The sequence below is a fragment of the Pseudomonas fluorescens genome, assembly GCF_002022275.1.
In the GTDB taxonomy this organism is placed as follows: Bacteria; Pseudomonadota; Gammaproteobacteria; order Pseudomonadales; family Pseudomonadaceae; genus Aquipseudomonas; species Aquipseudomonas fluorescens_AJ.
Genome location: NZ_MSDF01000051.1, coordinates 1 through 16,451, shown reverse-complemented (window position 1 = coordinate 16,451; position 16,451 = coordinate 1). Strand labels below are relative to the sequence as shown.

Below are 16,451 nucleotides of genomic sequence, written 5' to 3'. Positions count from 1 at the left end.
GAGATGAAAGTGAAGTCACAATTATCAGGACTGAAATCTTGATTAACAGACACAGAAGTTGGCCGAAAACCAGTTCAGATAAACATCGGCCGAGGCAACGGTGGCGCACACGCAAAGACGCCGCACTGAGATTCAGGGCGGCGCCAAGGGGAAAGGTATCTTTTGCTGGCCGAAACGGCCGTTGCCCGACTCAGGCAGTGCGTGGGTTAAGCCCTGTCAAATGGCGTATTTGTCCCATACGCCGGGCTTGGGGAATACTCGTTTACGAATATTCCTACACGTCAAACAGCTTCAACCTGCAACGCAACGCGCTCGCGGCACGGGCATTCGTCCATATAACGGTGCGCTTCCACGAACTGGTTGAACGGAAACACCGTGGTTTTCAGGGGAACCAACACGCGGTCTGCCGTCAGCTGGTTGATATCGCGCAAGGCACGCTGCAGCGCCACCTGATCCTGGATAATGCCCAGTTCCGGTTTGCCCGTGAAGTTGCCGATGCAGTGAACAAAGAACTGAATGTTCTTCTGAAACGCTGCACACGCCGGGAACGGGGTCTGATTACCACCCTGCAGGCCGTAAAGCACCAGACTGCCACGCGGCGCCAGTACATCACCGAGCAACGACATCTGCGGGCCACCCAAGCCATCAAACACCACGTCAACACCGCGGTTATCGGTGAACTTGTTGATTTGCATCAGCAAGTCCTGCTCTTCAGTGACGATGACCTTTTCTGCGCCGAGGGACAACAGGTACTCGCGTTCCGCGCTGTCCTTGGTTGCAGCAATCACTCGCACACCCAAGGCCTTGCCCAGTTGCACAAACGACGGTCCGGCACAGTGGCTGGCGTCGGTTACCAGCGCAAACTGGCCGGGTTTGACCCGCGCCAGGTCCACATAGGCAAAATAGGCAATCAGCAGCGGCGTGTAGTGCACGCTGGCTTCAATCGGGCTCAAGACGTCCGGGTAACGGGTCAGGGCCGAACGGGGCAAGACGATCTGTTCGCCATACACCGGGTAATCATTGGGGCTCTCGGCCGGAAAACTGGCCACTTTATCGCCCACTGCCAAATCATCCACGCCGTCACCGAGGGCAACCACCACCCCGGCCATCTCATGACCAAGGCCAGACGGCAAGCGTGCATGGGAGGACGCCAGGTTCTGGCGCCACAGAATGTCGTACCAGCTGATGCCAATCGCATCGACACGCACCTGCACTTCGCCCGGTGCAGGCTGCGCGGCTGCATGCTCTTCGCACTTGAGCACCTCGGCCGGACCAAACTTGTGAAAACGGATCGTGCGGGACATCGCAAACCTCGTCAAAGTAACCTCTAATGCCATGAACTCTATCTGGGCTTTCCGGGTAAGACCACCGGTCGCCGTTAATAGTCGACATGCCTGTCATTGATTCCGCAACTGAGGAATAGACCTCAAGTGTCGTAGGAAAACTCAATTATCTTGTGCAGAGTACCAGCCTTTCCCCGTAAGATTCATGCTGGTCATCGATTCTACGTGGCCGCTCTCGTCAAGTTTGCTGACTCTTCCAGGACACAAGATGAACCGTAACGACCTGCGTCGTGTCGACCTTAACCTCTTGATCGTATTCGAAACCTTGATGCACGAGCGCAGTGTGACCCGCGCCGCCGAGAAACTGTTCCTCGGCCAACCGGCCATCAGCGCGGCCCTGTCACGCCTGCGCGGGCTGTTCGATGACCCACTGTTTGTGCGCACCGGGCGCAGCATGGAGCCATCCGCGCGTGCTGTGGAGATCTTCGCCCTGCTCTCGCCGGCCCTGGACTCCATTTCCACCGCCGTGAGCCGCGCCGCCGAATTCGACCCTGCCACCAGCACCGCGGTATTCCGTATCGGCCTGTCCGACGACGTCGAATTCGCCTTGCTGCCGCAATTGCTCAAACGCCTGCGCGCCGAAGCCCCCGGCATCGTACTGGTGGTGCGACGTGTCAACTACATCCTGATGCCCGGCTTGCTCGCCTCCGGCGAAATCTCCATCGGCGTCAGCTACACCGCCGACCTCCCGGCCAATGCCAAGCGCAAAGTACTGCGCCGCAGCCTGCCCAAACTATTGCGGGCCGACAGCGTGCCGGGCTCATTAAGCCTTGACGACTTCTGCGCCCGCCCCCACGCACTGGTGTCTTTCGCCGGCGACCTGAGCGGGTTTATCGATGAAGAGCTGGAAAAACTCGACCGCAAACGCCACGTGGTGCTTGCTGTGCCGCAGTTCAACGGGCTGGGCACACTGCTGGCAGGCACTGACATTCTGGCCACCGTGCCGGACTACGCGGCAGACGCGTTGACCTCGGCGGGCGGCTTGCGGGCTGAAGACCCACCGTTGCCGGTGCGCAGCTTTGAATTGCATATGGCCTGGCGTGGGTCGCAGGACAATGATCCGGGGGAGCGTTGGTTGCGGTCGCGGATTCAGATGTTTTTTGGGGATCCGGACAGTCTTTAGGCGTTGTCGGAGTCATACGCTGCTATTCCCACAACGCTCCATAGACCGTCAACGACGGTCAGTGGAGCCACATCACGTACACCGGGTAAATACCAAGCGCAAGGCCGCACCGATATCGGCAGGGGGGCTCTCACAGGGAACAGTGACATGCAAACTTTCGCTGATACCCTTACCGCTCCAATACTCCAGTTTTTCATGATGACTGGGACGAAACGTTATCTGGCCTCCCCTACGCTCGATACTGCACTTTTTCATGTCTTTGAATAGTGCACGCCGCGTCTTATAGCCAAACCGCTCCAACGTATTGCCCACCCACTGCTTATACCGTTGAACGGTCAAAGTGTTGTCGTACAGGTCCCGATCAAACGTAGCCTCAGGGTGAATCCACACATCCTTGCGCGGCTTGGGAAGCACAAAGCGGCTATGAGCCAATGCGTCCAATACAGCCTCACCCAGTGCCTGATCACTGATATCCGGACTGGCGTGATGCTCGACCCCCAACGGGTCTGCTCGGCTGGATCGATAGCCGGAGTAAGTCTTGACATACACAAGCTCGTTGTTCATGCCTGCATCCGCCCAGGCCGTTTTCACTACATCATTCATCTTAATGCACCACGGTGATTTTTACGGTAACGCCCTTGCTGCGCCCGTATTCGATCGCTTTATCGATCTGTTCCCACTGAGTGCCAGTCATGGCCCTAGGAAGCGACGGATTCCAGCGGATCACAAACAGCCTTAAGGGAATTCCACCTGACAATCTGACAGGGCAATCGAGCGCCCATCGGACACAACAAACTGGTCACCGTCGATTCGGGCAAGGAGCAAACCACGGGCCTTTGCTCCAGTCTCAACAGCCTCGCGCCAGCCCTCTAGATCACCATGGAAAGAGAGAGCATGGAACTGAAGGCCATCCGGCAGATGAATGCTGCAACTGTCAGAAACAACCCCACCGCTGGTGGCCCTTATCACACCTGCCGCGTCGAGGAGGGCGTTGAACTGCTTCTTTGCCTTACTCTTTCCATCATCCTCGTAGTAAACAAACTCTACGCCCTCAACAGGACTCAAGCCTGGTACGGCACGCTGCCCACGCTGTTCAATGGCGCCGCCCAGGATTTTCTCCAATGCTTCCCGATCACTGCTCATTACCTGCCTCCCTTGGCTGCTGGGGTCATTGCGATCATTCCACGCTGGAGCGCGGGAGCGATCAATCAGCCGATGGCTCATTTTCATTAAAGAAAAAATCTTCTCGAAACAGACTCTTAAGCTCGGCCCGGCGCTTTGAGAACAGTGCAAAGTCACTTGCCACGTCCCGAATATTTTCTGTAACCCTTACAAGATACCCATTATTCAGTTTTTCAATGGGAAAGCCTGATGCAGCAATCCGCTCAGCATCGACCTCTCCAGCAAATTCATCGCCGTAGACCATGGCCCACCCCATATCCGGCACGACCGGATTCAAAGCCGCTCTGAATGAGCCGATTTGAAAACTATTGTTTTTCGTACCAGGGCCGAGTTCGGGTTTACTGAAAAGGTGCAGCATTCCAAGCTGAGGGGGAAAAACTTCACACCATGCCTTGAAGAGCGAATACCAATCGACTCTCTCGCTAATGGCCGAGTGGAGGCGGACTGAGCCTGGAACCACTCGCCCCCTGGCATTTCGCATCGTGTGAACAACGCTCCCGGTGCTTTTGATCGTCGTCTTTCTCCGCCAGGCGAAATCCTGGTGGAAGTCAGACGATACGCCATCTACTCGTAGGATTGCCTTGGAAGCCCACCACGCCTCAGTCGCGGCTACGCCCATGAATGACTCGACGAATTTATCCGCGTTGTGCGACACCTGCTCCGGAACAAGTAACCCCCCATCCCGGCTTAACGTCGCAAGGAGCGCCTCTCCAACGCCCCAACCACTGGTTTCAGACTTCGTCCTGATTGCGATCTGCACATAGGGCTTCATATATTTTTAAGATCTCGTCGATTCACGCGCGGCAGTATGCCATCTAACAAGTACACCTTTCGTTCAAAGATCCGTCATAGGCAGCCAATGGTGATACGCGAAGCGTGATTGAGCGTATCGGTAGGTTTTTTGACTGGCTGGGTCAAAATGCACATCGGCCCTCACCCTAGAATAAGCGCTCACTCCCCCACCAGGCTCGACCATGAAACTGAGCAGCCACGCCTTCGCCGACAACACGGCCATCCCGGGCGAATACGCCTTCGCCGTTCCCGATGCAGCCCATCACTACGCGCTCTCGAGCAATCGCAACCCCCACCTGGCCTGGGTTGACGTGCCGCCAGGCACTCAGTCATTCGCGCTGGTGTGCCACGACCCGGACGTACCCAGCGTCGGCGACGACGTCAATCAGGAAGGCAAACGCGTGGCCCTCGACCTGCCGCGCGTGGACTTTTACCACTGGCTACTGCTGGACATCCCCGCCGGAGCCCGTGAAATAACCGCCGGCAGCCACAGCGCAAGCATCACCGCCCATGGCAAAAGCGGCCCGCAAACCATCGGTGGCCTGCGCCATGGCTTGAACGACTACAGCCTGTGGTTCGCCGGCGACCCACACATGGCCGGTGACTATTTCGGCTACGACGGCCCCTGCCCACCGTGGAACGACGAACGTCTGCATCACTACATTTTCACGCTGTATGCACTGGACGTTGCGCACCTGGAGGTACAAGGTGCACTCAATGGCGCCGCCGTGCTGGCTGCGCTGCAAGGTCATATTCTTGCCCAGGCCAGCCTGACCGGCACTTACACCCTGGCCCCTGACGAGCTGCTCAGCGTTGACTAAACCGCTCCCCGACCTGCGTGCCCAATGGCGGTTGCCATCCGGCGCGCTGCTGCAACCTCAAGACGTGTGTAGCCTCGCGCGGCCGCAGTTGACGCGCGGGCATTACGCGCGGGACTTCCGTTTTTTCGAAGCCACATTGCTGGTGGTCACCTGTGGCGCGTTGGTCGTGGAAAATGCCGTCGGGCGCTGGATGTTGGAAGACGCCGGAAGCCTGCTGGCCGTGGCCAAAAACACCCAGGTCAACGTGCGAAAGACCCTCGCCGATGACGGCGCGCCCTACACCGCGCAGTTCCTGACGTTTGCCCCGGCACTGCTCACCGAATTTCATCAGCGTTACGGCCATATGCTCGCGCCAGCCTCTACAGTCGAGGTCTGCCAGCAAATTTCGCTGGATGAAGGGCTGAACGATTCGCTGCAGTTCTGCATTCGCGGCATTGAGTCACCAGACGTCTCGGAACTCCAGCACACCCACCGCGCACTGGGCCTGCTCCTGGCGCTGCAGGAGCGCGGCATTGTCTACTCACGGCCCTCTGCGCCAGGCCTTGCGGAACGCTTGACCCAACTCTTGGCCAAGTCACCCGAACAGCCCTGGACCGCCGCGCTGGCTGGCCGTGAATTAGCGGTGAGTGAAGCGACCTTGCGCCGTCGGCTGGCAGATGAAGGGGTTAGCTTCAGTGCGTTGCTGACGGAGATTCGTATGCACCACGCGATGATGTTGCTGCAGACGACGCACCTGGGCGTGTCGCAGATTGCGGATGCGTGCGGGTATCGGGCGTTGTCGCGGTTTTCGATGCGGTTCAGGAGTCGGTTTGGGTTTTCGGTGCAGGATATTCGGTAGGCGTGAAGGCGACCATTAAAAATCATAGTCTGAACGCGTTGCTTGTTTCATCCATTCTTCTCGGAACTCAACCAGAATATTTATAACATTAGAGTAAGACAAGAACGGTACAGAGAGCGAAATGCTAGATGATGCATGCCTGATATCTAAAGGAACGTAAAAATCCAAATCACCTGAGCGGCCGGCATTCGAAAACAGCTCTGCGTTCAGGTGACTGTCAATACTGGAAACATCCGCAAAGAAAACCCTGGACATTAGTTTGTCTTTCCCAAAAGCAAAACCGCCCATATAAATATCTAACTGCCCATCTTCCAGGCGAGTAGAAAACAGGACCTGGCCCTCTTCAGCCTCCGCATAGAAGCACCCTCGCCCTGAGGCTTCCATATCTTTCATCCTTTTCTCAAGAGACCGACGAATCTTGATTTCCCAATCCCCTTTAAAAATGCTTTCAAGCCTTCCTTTGTCGCCGGAAAACTAAAGAGATCCCTTAGGGTCAGACCCCATTGACGCTTCAAAACTTCGTACGGCGCCCAAAATATCAGATCAAAGCTTTAATTCTATGATTTAATCTGAGCACATTCAATTCCATCAATAATCTTCTGCAGCTTAACTGGATCGACAGCAAAACCAAAGTGATACTGTAAAACGATAGAACAGTCTGCTGCTGCCTTTTTTACAACCCAATAAGGAATATAAAGCTCACCTTGCAAAATTTTCTCAAGCCACGCAGGCTCAGCGTCCTCAATGATCTGGATAAAAGGCCCATATTTTTCATCTATACAGACCATTACTCTTTGCCCAGATATTTTATCAATCATAAAAACCCCACACAACAAAACAACTTCAACTTAAATCAATAGAGTCAAGTATAGCTTGCAACTTAGCAACGTCCACAGCACAGCCAAAGTAATACTCATTTCCACCCGACTCAAGCAGTTCTTTAGTTTTCCTGGTCCAGTATGGAATATGATATACACCATCAAATAATTCTTCCAGCCCCATCGCATCTTCATAACAGCGCAATCGTATATAGGGGCCAAACTCATCATCATTAAACAACACAACAAGCTTTCCAGTGACAGAGTCAATCATACGATTAATCCCATTTAATATTATTCCAACTCCTGCGGAGTTGGCGCGCCCCCCCTGAGTTGTCAAGCGTATTTTCAAATTTAACTGACCACAAGGCTTCTTCTACGTAAAAAAACTGGAGTCAGACCACGATTAGAATGCGAAATGGTAGAATCAAATTAAATCGTGGCCTGACCTGTCTTTTTCTTAACACTAGAAAGGACTCTGCGTGACGAGGCGTGCCACCAAGCGTAGAGCCTAGAATAGCGTTGTGGCGCCCCTCAAGGGCCGACCTTTTTTTCGTTTTACTTAATCTTCTTAATCAATGTAGCAACCATCAGCTTAACAGTCCGTGTTGAACCCTCAAACCCCTCGTTTAATGCGAGCACTACCCGAGCCGAATCAAAAAAGCATCCGGCAGAAAAAATAGACTCAATTGACTCAATAGCATGAATGATGATGGACTCATCTTCAGACTTAGCCAACTTCAACAAAATATTTATAGCCCTCTCATCATTTGAGTCACTGAGAGATTCCGCGCATCGAATCTGCCAATCATCAGGCTTCACATTAAGTACGGACTCAAGCTTGATCCAGTCCGAATTATCAAACTCCAAAACTTTGGCGCGGGCGATATCCATGCCCACGTCTGACCAATAGTTCTCTGAACCAATAGAGTCCAAAAAAAGCTCATACTCGTTAAACATTTTTCACCTATCAGAACTTTGTCGGGTCAGTGCAACCCTTGGCACAAGGATAGCCGGGTCACCCGATCTCCCACCTTGCTAAGCTCGCCGTTAACTCCATTTACGGACAAGGGAGACAGGTTTATTTTTCGCCCCAACCACAACACACAAGGCCGTTCTCTGAATTTTTTGACGTCATTAACTAGAAATATAGATCGGTCCCTTTTCTCCCCTTAACCTTCTATTTTCATCCACTATCCGTCCTTTCTATCCTCCTCGGCAGTGTGTGTTTTGCAGCGCTTACGTTCCTTGAGCAAATACAATATCCACACCCCCACAGCGACAGGAAGGGCATAAGCCAAAGCGCCTAAAACCAGACGAAAAATATCAATTTTTGTAAATTCCCAATCACCACTTTTAAAGTAATGCACAACGACCGCAGCAAACGTCCCGAAGAACGCTAAAAACACAAACAAACCCACGCAATAAAGCACTAACAGCAGAAACAGTTTGATTTTTGATCCTTGCCCAGTCACTTCTTGGCTCCCAAAAAAAAGGCGACATATTTATTTTCGACATCCAACCTCGGTACCCCACGACTTCGATGATCGATACGAACACCTACAATTTTTTCAGCGCGATCAACAAAAGAAAAAAATATTTCAAAAATCCAATCTGTCCTCTTTTTAATTATAGGGTCAAAGACAAAACCGCTTCCTTTCATTCTATTTTCCATTATCTTTCCCCCCATTATCTGCTTCAGCTGATTGGCGCTTATTACGCTTCTCAAGTCTAGACAATACCCAGACTCCTACGGTGGTAAAACCTGTATATATCAAAACTCCGGCAACAACACCTGAAACGTCTTTCCAGCCGAATGCCCACACATCAATTCTCACGTAAACGATCACTGCCTTTAAAAATAGACCGACAACACTCCCAACCATGAACACCAAGAAGCAATAAACAAACAGTAGTAAAAACGCTTGTAATTTTGACGTGGGCTTAATCATTTACTCGCTCCTAGCAATTCAACTCACCCCCATAAATGCCCAAACCCCTGAGCTTGCCATATTGCCAAGCACGTTGGTAGCATTCCCAATATAGGGTCTCAGCGGAATTTTAGCCAAGGGTAAGAAAAAGGGAACAGATTTATTTTTCGCCCCGACCACAACACACAATGCCATTAGTAGAAATTTCTGACGCCATTAATAATTAAAGATAAAATAACCCACTTTTTTCACGCCGTCTTTAAACCACAACTGCCAGAATGTGAGACAAACACCATATTCATCCAAAAGATCGTCAGCAATTTCAAACTGTAAACGTGACCTACGTATGAAAAAAATTCCGGAGGTTAATAACATGGAAAACAGCTCAACATCCATGCCTTACCGCTAAAAGACAAAGCACCCAAACTATCTATTTATCCGCCCTACTAAAATCCAACTCTCCAGGCAATGTAATACTCCTTTGACATGCCCAAGCATAAGCTCATCATCCTCACTAACTTCCTCATTAAGCGTCAGACAGTGTAACTTGGAGTACGCAACAGAAAGCTCTTCAATCACATCACGAACGAAAGGATCGCTCAACTCAAAACGCATGCCGCCTTCAATAGCAACGATGAACAAAGCCGTAAATGCCATCACTTGTACTTTGTTATCCTGGGCAGTCAAATGAATATACATTTCATCATAAGCCATCGCAAATGCCTGAGGCAGAATCAAGCCGATATCATTCATTGCCCGCCCATATTGAGCTTGCATTGCGTAATGCAGGTCTGAATAGCTCATATACCTTCACCTTCAACGTCAATCGCATGCAAATACATTAAGTTTAATATTCGGATATCTCATAAAAAATATATAATTTTCGTGCCGCTACAACTGTGTATTCCTCAACGCGGCAAAACACGCCTCTATATCGAGCCAATTGCAATCTTACGAATGCCCCACGCGGGCGTTATGACTTGACCATAAATAATCCGCTGGATCAGCCACCCCTGGAGTTCTTCAAGACCCCGCTGAACCCAGGCAAAAAATAGCGGACAGCAGACTAAACCTTGTCCGACGTGCAAAACGCCACATCGCTAGATCCCTCTACATGGCGTTGCGCCATCAATTTCAGGCGATCATAGGGTGGCGCTTTGATGGCGTCAATTAAATGTACGGCTTTGTATCGCAATACATACACAGCCAAATCGAGTCATTTTTTGCGCAGTTCTGACGCGGCTCTCTAAACCGGCTGTTTCAGCCAGTTCCCCGGTTATGTGGGGTTATGAGCTCAGGTTTAACGTCGGCGCGGCAGCCGACACTCGGAATACCGCCAGGGTTCCTTGCAGCCTGCGCAATAGAGTGTTGCCATCACGCCTATTGATAGCACCCTAACGAAACCCGCATTCTAGAGGGCTAACTCCGCGCTTATATCATTCCGAATGATAGTTACCTTTGTTTCATTCGATTCGTGACATAGCACCCCGCCGCGCATGATCCGCCCATCTCAAATACATTGGCGGATGCACCTCATGGAACAGTCACTCAAACATTTGCGCTTCCCCTTGGCGATTCTGGCCGTGGTGGTGATGAGCGCATGCGGCAAGACCCCGGAACAAGCGGCCGCCATGCCCCCTGCGAAAATCAGTGTGGCCAAGGTGCTCGAACAACCGGTCAACGAGTGGGATGAATTCACCGGTCGCCTCGAAGCCCCGGAAACCGTGCAGATTCGTCCGCGCGTGTCTGGTCAGATCGATCAGGTTGCCTTCACCGAGGGCGCTCTGGTGAAGAAAGGCGACTTGCTGTTCCAGATCGACCCGCGTCCGTTCCAGGCTGAAGTGCGCCGCCTTGAAGCCCAACTTGCCCAAACCAAAGCCGCCGCCAGCCGTAGCGATAACGAAGCGCAACGTGGCGAACGCCTGCGTCAGAGCAACGCGATCTCCGCCGAATTGGCTGACTCGCGCACCACGGCTGCCCAGGAAGCCCGCGCCGGTGTCGCCGGAATCCAGGCCCAACTGGATCTGGCCAAACTGAACCTGAGCTTCACCCGCGTGACTTCGCCGATCAGCGGCCGTGTCAGCCGTGCCGAAATCACCGCCGGCAACCTGGTGACCGCCGACACCACCCCCCTGACCAGCGTGGTATCCACCGACAAGGTCTACGCCTACTTCGACGCCGATGAGCGCGTGTACCTCAAATACACCGAACTGGCGCGTGAAGGCCGTCGTGGTGCGACCACCCCGGTGTACCTGGGTCTGTCGAATGAAACCGGCAACCCGCACCTGGGCCAGATGAACTTCGTCGACAACCAGGTCAACCCGGCCACCGGCACTATTCGTGGTCGCGCCGTGTTTGATAACAGCAAGGGCGAATACACCCCTGGCCTGTATGCACGCCTGAAGCTGGTGGGCAGCGGCACCTACTCCGCCGTGCTGATCAACGACGAAGCGGTCGGCACCGACCTGGGCAAAAAATTCGTGCTGGTGATGGAAGGCGACAAGCCAGCTTATCGCGCAGTGGAACTGGGGCCGAAGATCGAAGGCCTGCGCATCGTGCGCAGCGGTTTGAACAAGGACGACACCATCGTCGTGAAGGGTTTGCAGCGCATTCGCCCGGGGTCGCCGGTTGCTCCGGAAACCATCCCGATGGCCAGCAAGGAAACCCTCGCCGCCTTGGCACAACAACGACAAGCGCTTGAAGCCAGCAACCTGGAGCAAGTGGCGCCGGAAAAAACCGCGCCCAAGCTTGCCAGCGCTGCGACTCCACGCGGTTAAGGGATACAACTCAAGATGAATTTTTCCAAGTTCTTCATTTCGCGTCCGATCTTCGCAGCGGTGCTGTCGCTGTTGATCCTGATCGCCGGTGCGATCTCGCTGTTCCAACTGCCGATCAGCGAATACCCGGAAGTGGTACCGCCGACCGTGGTGGTACGTGCCAACTTCCCGGGCGCCAACCCTAAAGTCATCGGTGAAACCGTGGCGGCCCCTTTGGAGCAAGCCATCACCGGCGTCGAAAACATGCTGTACATGTCTTCGCAGTCGACCGCCGATGGCAAGCTGACCCTCACTATTACCTTCGCCCTGGGCACTGACCTGGACAACGCGCAGGTGCAGGTGCAGAACCGTGTGACGCGGACTCAGCCAAAACTGCCTGAGGAAGTGACGCGCATCGGTATTACCGTGGACAAGGCCTCGCCAGACCTGACCATGGTGGTGCACTTGACCTCCCCGGACAAACGCTACGACATGCTGTACCTGTCCAACTACGCCTTGCTCAACGTGAAGGATGAGCTGGCACGTTTGGGCGGTGTGGGTGACGTGCAACTGTTCGGTATGGGCGACTATTCCCTGCGTGTATGGCTGGACCCGAACAAAACCGCTTCGCGCAACCTGACCGCTACCGATGTGGTCAACGCGATTCGCGAGCAGAACCGTCAAGTGGCCGCCGGTGCCCTGGGTGCGCAACCTGCACCGAGTGCCACCAGCTTCCAGTTGTCGGTGAACACTCAGGGCCGCTTGGTCACTGAGGAAGAGTTCGAGAACATCATCATTCGCGCAGGCGATAACGGTGAAATCACGCGCTTGAGAGACATCGCACGGGTAGAACTGGGTTCCAGCCAATATGCCCTGCGTTCGTTGCTTAACAACCAGCCGGCGGTGGCAATCCCGATCTTCCAGCGCCCGGGCTCCAACGCCATCGAGATCTCCAACGAAGTGCGCGGCAAGATGGAGGAGCTGAAAAAGGGCTTCCCGCAAGGCATGGACTACAGCATCGTCTATGACCCTACCATCTTCGTGCGTGGTTCCATCGAAGCGGTGGTTCACACCCTGTTCGAAGCGCTGATCCTGGTTGTACTGGTGGTGATTCTGTTCCTGCAAACCTGGCGCGCCTCGATCATTCCGTTGGTGGCGGTGCCGGTATCGTTGATCGGTACGTTTGCGGTGATGCACCTGTTTGGCTTCTCGCTTAACGCGCTGTCGCTGTTCGGTCTGGTACTTGCCATCGGTATCGTGGTGGACGACGCCATCGTGGTGGTGGAGAACGTCGAGCGAAACATCGAACTGGGTCTGGAACCGTTCCAGGCCACTGAAAAGGCCATGAGCGAAGTGACCGGCCCGATCATCGCCACGGCCCTGGTGCTGTGTGCAGTGTTCATCCCGGCTGCGTTTATCAGTGGTTTGACCGGGCAGTTCTATAAGCAGTTCGCCTTGACCATTGCGATCTCGACAGTGATCTCGGCCTTTAACTCGCTGACCTTGTCCCCTGCCCTCGCGGCGGTGTTGCTCAAGGGCCACGACGCGCCGAAAGACCGCTTCTCCAAAGTGCTCGACGCGGTCTTTGGCGGCTGGTTGTTCCGTCCGTTCAACCGCTTCTTCGAGAAGGCCAGCCATGGTTATGTCGGCACCGTACGCCGTGTGATTCGCGGCAGTGGTATCGCGCTGTTCCTGTACGCCGGCCTGATGGTTCTGACCTGGCTGGGCTTTGCCCACACGCCAACCGGTTTCGTACCGGCCCAGGACAAGCAGTACCTGGTGGCCTTCGCGCAACTGCCGGACGCCGCCAGCCTGGACCGTACCGAAGACGTGATCAAGCGCATGTCCGACATCGCCCTGAAACAGCCGGGCGTGGAAAGCGCCGTGGCGTTCCCGGGCCTGTCGATCAACGGTTTCACCAACAGTCCGAACAGCGGCATCGTGTTTGTGACTTTGAAGCCGTTCGATGAGCGTAAAGACCCGAGCATGTCGGCCGGTGCGATTGCCGGTGCGCTGAACGGCAAGTACAGCAGCATCGAGGAAGCCTACATGGCGATCTTCCCACCGCCGCCGGTACAGGGCCTGGGTACGATCGGCGGGTTCCGCCTGCAAATCGAAGACCGTGGCAACCTGGGCTATGACGAACTGTACAAAGAAGTGCAGAACATCATCACCAAGAGCCGCACCACGCCTGAACTGTTCGGCCTGTTCACCAGCTACACGGTCAACGTGCCCCAGGTCGATGCTGCCATCGACCGCGAAAAGGCCAAGACCCACGGCGTGGCGATCAGCGACATCTTCGACACCCTGCAGATCTACCTGGGTTCGTTGTATGCCAACGACTTCAACCGCTTTGGCCGTACTTACCAGGTCAACGTGCAGGCTGAGCAACAGTTCCGCCTGGATGAAGACCAGATCGGTCAACTGAAAGTGCGTAACAACAAAGGCGAGATGATCCCGCTGGCGACCTTTATCAAGGTCAGCGACACCTCGGGCCCGGACCGCGTGATGCACTACAACGGCTTCATCACTGCTGAAATCAACGGCAACGCCGCACCGGGCTACAGCTCCGGCCAGGCCCAGGCCGCGATTGAAAAATTGCTGAAAGACGAACTGCCTAACGGCATGACCTACGAGTGGACCGACCTGACTTATCAGCAAATCCTCTCGGGCAACACCGCGCTGTTCGTGTTCCCGCTCTGCGTACTGTTGGCGTTCCTGGTACTCGCCGCCCAATACGAAAGTTGGAGCCTGCCACTGGCGGTGATCCTGATCGTACCGATGACGCTGCTGTCGGCCATTACCGGGGTGATCATCTCGGGCGGCGACAACAACATCTTCACCCAGATCGGCCTGATCGTACTGGTGGGCCTGGCCTGTAAGAACGCGATTCTGATCGTCGAGTTTGCCAAAGACAAACAGCAGGAAGGCCTCGACCCGCTCGCCGCGGTGCTGGAAGCCTGCCGTCTGCGTCTGCGGCCGATCCTGATGACCTCGTTCGCCTTCATCATGGGTGTGGTGCCACTGGTGTTGTCCAGCGGTGCCGGTGCCGAAATGCGTCATGCCATGGGCGTGGCGGTGTTCTCCGGGATGATCGGTGTGACCTTCTTCGGTCTGTTGCTGACGCCAGTGTTCTACGTACTGATCCGTCGCCATGTGGAACGCGGCGAAGCCCGCAAAGCGGCCAAGGCCTTGAAGCTGGAGACACAGCAATGAGCGTGAAAGTATTCCTGCCGAGCTTGCTGGTACTGGCGCTTGCCGCCTGTGCCGTAGGCCCGGACTACAAAACCGAGAAGCTGGAGGCGGCCAACATCACGGCCGCCGCCGACACCAAAAGCTACGACCACGCCAAATACGAAGGCATCTGGTGGCAGCAGTTCGAGGACCCTACCCTCGACAGCCTGGTGACCCAGTCATTGGACGGTAACCGTGATCTGCGTGTGGCGTTTGCCCGTCTGCGGGCGGCACGCGCCATCCGTGATGACGCAGCCAACGACATCATGCCGGTCGTCACCAGCCGGGTCAGCAGCGACGTGGGCAAAGGTCAGATTCCTGGCCAGACCACTCAGCGTGTGAACAGCGAGCGCTATGACCTGGGCCTGGACATGGCCTGGGAAGTGGATTTGTTCGGCCGCATCCGCCGCAACCTGGAAGCCAGCGACGCTGACCAACAGGTGGCTGAAGCCGACCTGTACCAACTGCAAGTCACCATGATTGCCGAGTTGGTGGACGCCTACGGTCAACTGCGCGGCGCTCAACTGCGCGAACGCATCGCTTTGGACAACCTGAAGAACCAGCAGGAATCGCGCACCATCACCGTCAGCCTGCGTGATGCAGGCGTGGGCGATCAGCTCGACGTTGAACGTGCCGACGCGCGTTTGGCGGCGGTTGAAGCCAGCGTGCCGCAACTGCAAGCCGAGCAAGTGCGCGAGCGTAACCGCATCGCCACCCTCCTCGGCCAGCGCCCCGACAAGCTGAGCGTGGACCTGAGCCCGAAAGACCTGCCGGCGATTGCCAAGGCGTTGCCGATTGGCGACCCGGGGCAACTGCTGCAACGGCGCCCGGACATCCTCAGTGCCGAACGCAAACTCGCCGCCGCCACCGCGCGTATCGGCGTGGCCAAGGCCGACCTGTTCCCACGGGTGAGCCTGAGCGGCTTCCTCGGCTTTACCGCCGGGCGCGGCTCGCAGATTGGTTCCGCCGCGGCGAATGCCTGGTCCCTGGGCCCAAGCATCACCTGGGCTGCGTTTGACCTGGGCAGCGTGCGTGCGCGGTTGCGTGGCGCGAATGCAGAAGCCGATGGCGCTCTGGCGACTTATGAGCAGCAGGTATTGCTGGCCCTGGAAGAATCGGAGAATGCCTTCAGTGATTACGGCAAACGCCAGCAGCGTCTGGTCTCGTTGATTCGTCAGAGTGAGTCCAGCCGTGCGGCGGCTGATCTGGCGGCCATTCGTTATCGCGAAGGGACGGTGGATTTCCTCGTGCTGCTTGATGCGCAACGTGAGCGTTTGGCCGCCGAGGATTCGCAGGCTCAGGCCGAAGTGGATCTGTATCGCGGGATCGTGGCGATCTACAAAGCGTTGGGCGGTGGCTGGCAGCCGGACACGGTGGTGGCTAGCAGCAAGTGATTTGAAGAGCTCCTTTGGTTGGTCGCATCCAGCCAATTTTTAGCCCTGCGGCCCATTTGGTTGTGGGGCTTTTTTTTTGGCCTGTGTGGTGGTTTGCTGGGGGCATATCCGTTGCTGCGGTCACGGCTGATATGGGTTCCGCCCTTACGGCGGGTCACTTTTGGAAAAGAGCCCCAAAAGTAACTAAAAGGGCTCTTGCCCCAACACTCGGCACCTCGC

General features: G+C 55.2%; 19 protein-coding genes. 7 read left to right on the top strand and 12 right to left on the bottom strand.

Annotated elements, in window-relative coordinates; genetic code table 11:
- Nucleotides 1–281 precede the first annotated feature (281 nt).
- Nucleotides 282–1,304 carry a zinc-dependent alcohol dehydrogenase family protein gene (locus tag BFW87_RS24720; RefSeq protein WP_078742331.1) on the bottom strand — a complete coding sequence of 341 codons (1,023 nt, stop codon included), beginning with the start codon at nucleotides 1,302–1,304 and terminating at the stop codon, nucleotides 282–284.
- A 247-nt stretch (nucleotides 1,305–1,551) separates the two neighbouring features.
- On the opposite strand from BFW87_RS24720, the gene BFW87_RS24715 reads away from it, so the two are divergent.
- A complete protein-coding gene (locus BFW87_RS24715; RefSeq protein ID WP_078742330.1) occupies nucleotides 1,552–2,466 on the top strand; it encodes a LysR substrate-binding domain-containing protein in 915 nt (304 codons plus the stop codon).
- 72 nt (nucleotides 2,467–2,538) lie between these two features.
- Here the strand turns inward: BFW87_RS24715 and BFW87_RS24710 are convergent, their stop codons facing one another.
- A complete protein-coding gene (locus tag BFW87_RS24710; RefSeq protein WP_078742329.1) occupies nucleotides 2,539–3,069 on the bottom strand; it encodes a contact-dependent growth inhibition system immunity protein in 531 nt (176 codons plus the stop codon).
- Nucleotide 3,070: 1 nt separating this feature from the next.
- Nucleotides 3,071–3,193 (bottom strand): hypothetical protein, encoded by a 123-nt coding sequence (locus tag BFW87_RS32530; protein WP_439848402.1) that lies wholly within the window; start codon nucleotides 3,191–3,193, stop codon nucleotides 3,071–3,073.
- Nucleotides 3,194–3,360: 167 nt separating this feature from the next.
- On the opposite strand from BFW87_RS32530, the gene BFW87_RS32055 reads away from it, so the two are divergent.
- Entirely contained in the window at nucleotides 3,361–3,699 is a 339-nt protein-coding gene (locus tag BFW87_RS32055; protein ID WP_176159818.1) for a hypothetical protein, read from the top strand.
- Here BFW87_RS32055 and BFW87_RS24700 read toward each other — a convergent pair.
- Complete coding sequence (locus BFW87_RS24700) at nucleotides 3,671–4,420, bottom strand: hypothetical protein (RefSeq protein ID WP_078742327.1); 750 nt, start codon at nucleotides 4,418–4,420, stop codon at nucleotides 3,671–3,673. The genes BFW87_RS32055 and BFW87_RS24700 overlap by 29 nt on opposite strands.
- Before the next feature lie 202 nt (nucleotides 4,421–4,622).
- On the opposite strand from BFW87_RS24700, the gene BFW87_RS24695 reads away from it, so the two are divergent.
- Together BFW87_RS24695 and BFW87_RS24690 are read left to right on the top strand one after the other, a co-directional pair.
- A complete protein-coding gene (locus BFW87_RS24695) occupies nucleotides 4,623–5,261 on the top strand; it encodes a YbhB/YbcL family Raf kinase inhibitor-like protein (protein ID WP_078742326.1) in 639 nt (212 codons plus the stop codon).
- Nucleotides 5,254–6,099, top strand: a complete 846-nt coding sequence (locus BFW87_RS24690) for a helix-turn-helix transcriptional regulator (RefSeq protein ID WP_078742325.1) — start codon at nucleotides 5,254–5,256, stop codon at nucleotides 6,097–6,099. Before BFW87_RS24695 ends, BFW87_RS24690 begins: the two co-directional genes overlap by 8 nt.
- 15 nt (nucleotides 6,100–6,114) lie before the next feature.
- On the opposite strand, the gene BFW87_RS24685 is transcribed toward BFW87_RS24690, so the two are convergent.
- From BFW87_RS24685 to BFW87_RS24650, 8 genes are all read right to left on the bottom strand, one after another.
- Nucleotides 6,115–6,492, bottom strand: a complete 378-nt coding sequence (locus BFW87_RS24685) for a hypothetical protein (protein ID WP_078742324.1) — start codon at nucleotides 6,490–6,492, stop codon at nucleotides 6,115–6,117.
- A gap of 164 nt (nucleotides 6,493–6,656) precedes the next feature.
- Entirely contained in the window at nucleotides 6,657–6,917 is a 261-nt protein-coding gene (locus BFW87_RS24680; RefSeq protein ID WP_139372490.1) for a hypothetical protein, read from the bottom strand.
- 25 nt (nucleotides 6,918–6,942) lie between these two features.
- A complete protein-coding gene (locus BFW87_RS24675) occupies nucleotides 6,943–7,191 on the bottom strand; it encodes a hypothetical protein (RefSeq protein ID WP_078742322.1) in 249 nt (82 codons plus the stop codon).
- A 284-nt stretch (nucleotides 7,192–7,475) separates the two neighbouring features.
- Entirely contained in the window at nucleotides 7,476–7,877 is a 402-nt protein-coding gene (locus BFW87_RS24670) for a HEAT repeat domain-containing protein (RefSeq protein ID WP_078742321.1), read from the bottom strand.
- A gap of 233 nt (nucleotides 7,878–8,110) precedes the next feature.
- On the bottom strand, nucleotides 8,111–8,392 hold the full coding sequence (locus BFW87_RS24665) for a hypothetical protein (RefSeq protein WP_078742320.1): 282 nt from the start codon (nucleotides 8,390–8,392) through the stop codon (nucleotides 8,111–8,113).
- Entirely contained in the window at nucleotides 8,389–8,580 is a 192-nt protein-coding gene (locus BFW87_RS24660; protein WP_078742319.1) for a hypothetical protein, read from the bottom strand. Before BFW87_RS24660 ends, BFW87_RS24665 begins: the two co-directional genes overlap by 4 nt.
- 1 nt (nucleotide 8,581) lies before the next feature.
- Nucleotides 8,582–8,869: a hypothetical protein gene (locus tag BFW87_RS24655; protein ID WP_078742318.1), complete on the bottom strand. Its 288-nt coding sequence runs from the start codon at nucleotides 8,867–8,869 to the stop codon at nucleotides 8,582–8,584.
- Between the two features lie 405 nt (nucleotides 8,870–9,274).
- The gene (locus BFW87_RS24650; protein WP_078742317.1) at nucleotides 9,275–9,652 is read right to left on the bottom strand and encodes a hypothetical protein; all 378 of its coding nucleotides are present in this window, start codon (nucleotides 9,650–9,652) and stop codon (nucleotides 9,275–9,277) included.
- Between the two features lie 731 nt (nucleotides 9,653–10,383).
- Here BFW87_RS24650 and mexE point away from each other — a divergent pair.
- From mexE to BFW87_RS24635, 3 genes are read left to right on the top strand one after another with little or no spacing between them, the layout of a single operon-like run.
- Nucleotides 10,384–11,625, top strand: coding sequence for a multidrug efflux RND transporter periplasmic adaptor subunit MexE (mexE, locus tag BFW87_RS24645; RefSeq protein ID WP_078742408.1), 1,242 nt, complete (start codon nucleotides 10,384–10,386; stop codon nucleotides 11,623–11,625).
- Between the two features lie 15 nt (nucleotides 11,626–11,640).
- Entirely contained in the window at nucleotides 11,641–14,820 is a 3,180-nt protein-coding gene (locus BFW87_RS24640) for an efflux RND transporter permease subunit (protein ID WP_078742316.1), read from the top strand.
- A complete protein-coding gene (locus BFW87_RS24635; protein WP_078742315.1) occupies nucleotides 14,817–16,232 on the top strand; it encodes an efflux transporter outer membrane subunit in 1,416 nt (471 codons plus the stop codon). Before BFW87_RS24640 ends, BFW87_RS24635 begins: the two co-directional genes overlap by 4 nt.
- The last annotated feature ends 219 nt before the right edge of the window (nucleotides 16,233–16,451 follow it).

Bases quoted from the DNA above. Each gene is read 5' to 3' on its own strand.
- BFW87_RS24710 (WP_078742329.1), bottom strand. From the start codon at position 3,069: ATGAATGATGTAGTGAAAACGGCCTGGGCGGATGCAGGCATGAACAAC.
- BFW87_RS24670 (WP_078742321.1), bottom strand. From the start codon at position 7,877: ATGTTTAACGAGTATGAGCTTTTTTTGGACTCTATTGGTTCAGAGAAC.
- BFW87_RS24635 (WP_078742315.1), top strand. From the start codon at position 14,817: ATGAGCGTGAAAGTATTCCTGCCGAGCTTGCTGGTACTGGCGCTTGCC.
- mexE (WP_078742408.1), top strand. From the start codon at position 10,384: ATGGAACAGTCACTCAAACATTTGCGCTTCCCCTTGGCGATTCTGGCC.
- BFW87_RS24650 (WP_078742317.1), bottom strand. From the start codon at position 9,652: ATGAGCTATTCAGACCTGCATTACGCAATGCAAGCTCAATATGGGCGG.
- BFW87_RS24675 (WP_078742322.1), bottom strand. From the start codon at position 7,191: ATGATTGACTCTGTCACTGGAAAGCTTGTTGTGTTGTTTAATGATGAT.
- BFW87_RS24700 (WP_078742327.1), bottom strand. From the start codon at position 4,420: ATGAAGCCCTATGTGCAGATCGCAATCAGGACGAAGTCTGAAACCAGT.
- BFW87_RS32055 (WP_176159818.1), top strand. From the start codon at position 3,361: ATGGAACTGAAGGCCATCCGGCAGATGAATGCTGCAACTGTCAGAAAC.
- BFW87_RS24715 (WP_078742330.1), top strand. From the start codon at position 1,552: ATGAACCGTAACGACCTGCGTCGTGTCGACCTTAACCTCTTGATCGTA.
- BFW87_RS24695 (WP_078742326.1), top strand. From the start codon at position 4,623: ATGAAACTGAGCAGCCACGCCTTCGCCGACAACACGGCCATCCCGGGC.
- BFW87_RS24660 (WP_078742319.1), bottom strand. From the start codon at position 8,580: ATGAAAGGAAGCGGTTTTGTCTTTGACCCTATAATTAAAAAGAGGACA.
- BFW87_RS24685 (WP_078742324.1), bottom strand. From the start codon at position 6,492: ATGAAAGATATGGAAGCCTCAGGGCGAGGGTGCTTCTATGCGGAGGCT.
- BFW87_RS24640 (WP_078742316.1), top strand. From the start codon at position 11,641: ATGAATTTTTCCAAGTTCTTCATTTCGCGTCCGATCTTCGCAGCGGTG.
- BFW87_RS24655 (WP_078742318.1), bottom strand. From the start codon at position 8,869: ATGATTAAGCCCACGTCAAAATTACAAGCGTTTTTACTACTGTTTGTT.
- BFW87_RS24720 (WP_078742331.1), bottom strand. From the start codon at position 1,304: ATGTCCCGCACGATCCGTTTTCACAAGTTTGGTCCGGCCGAGGTGCTC.
- BFW87_RS24680 (WP_139372490.1), bottom strand. From the start codon at position 6,917: ATGATTGATAAAATATCTGGGCAAAGAGTAATGGTCTGTATAGATGAA.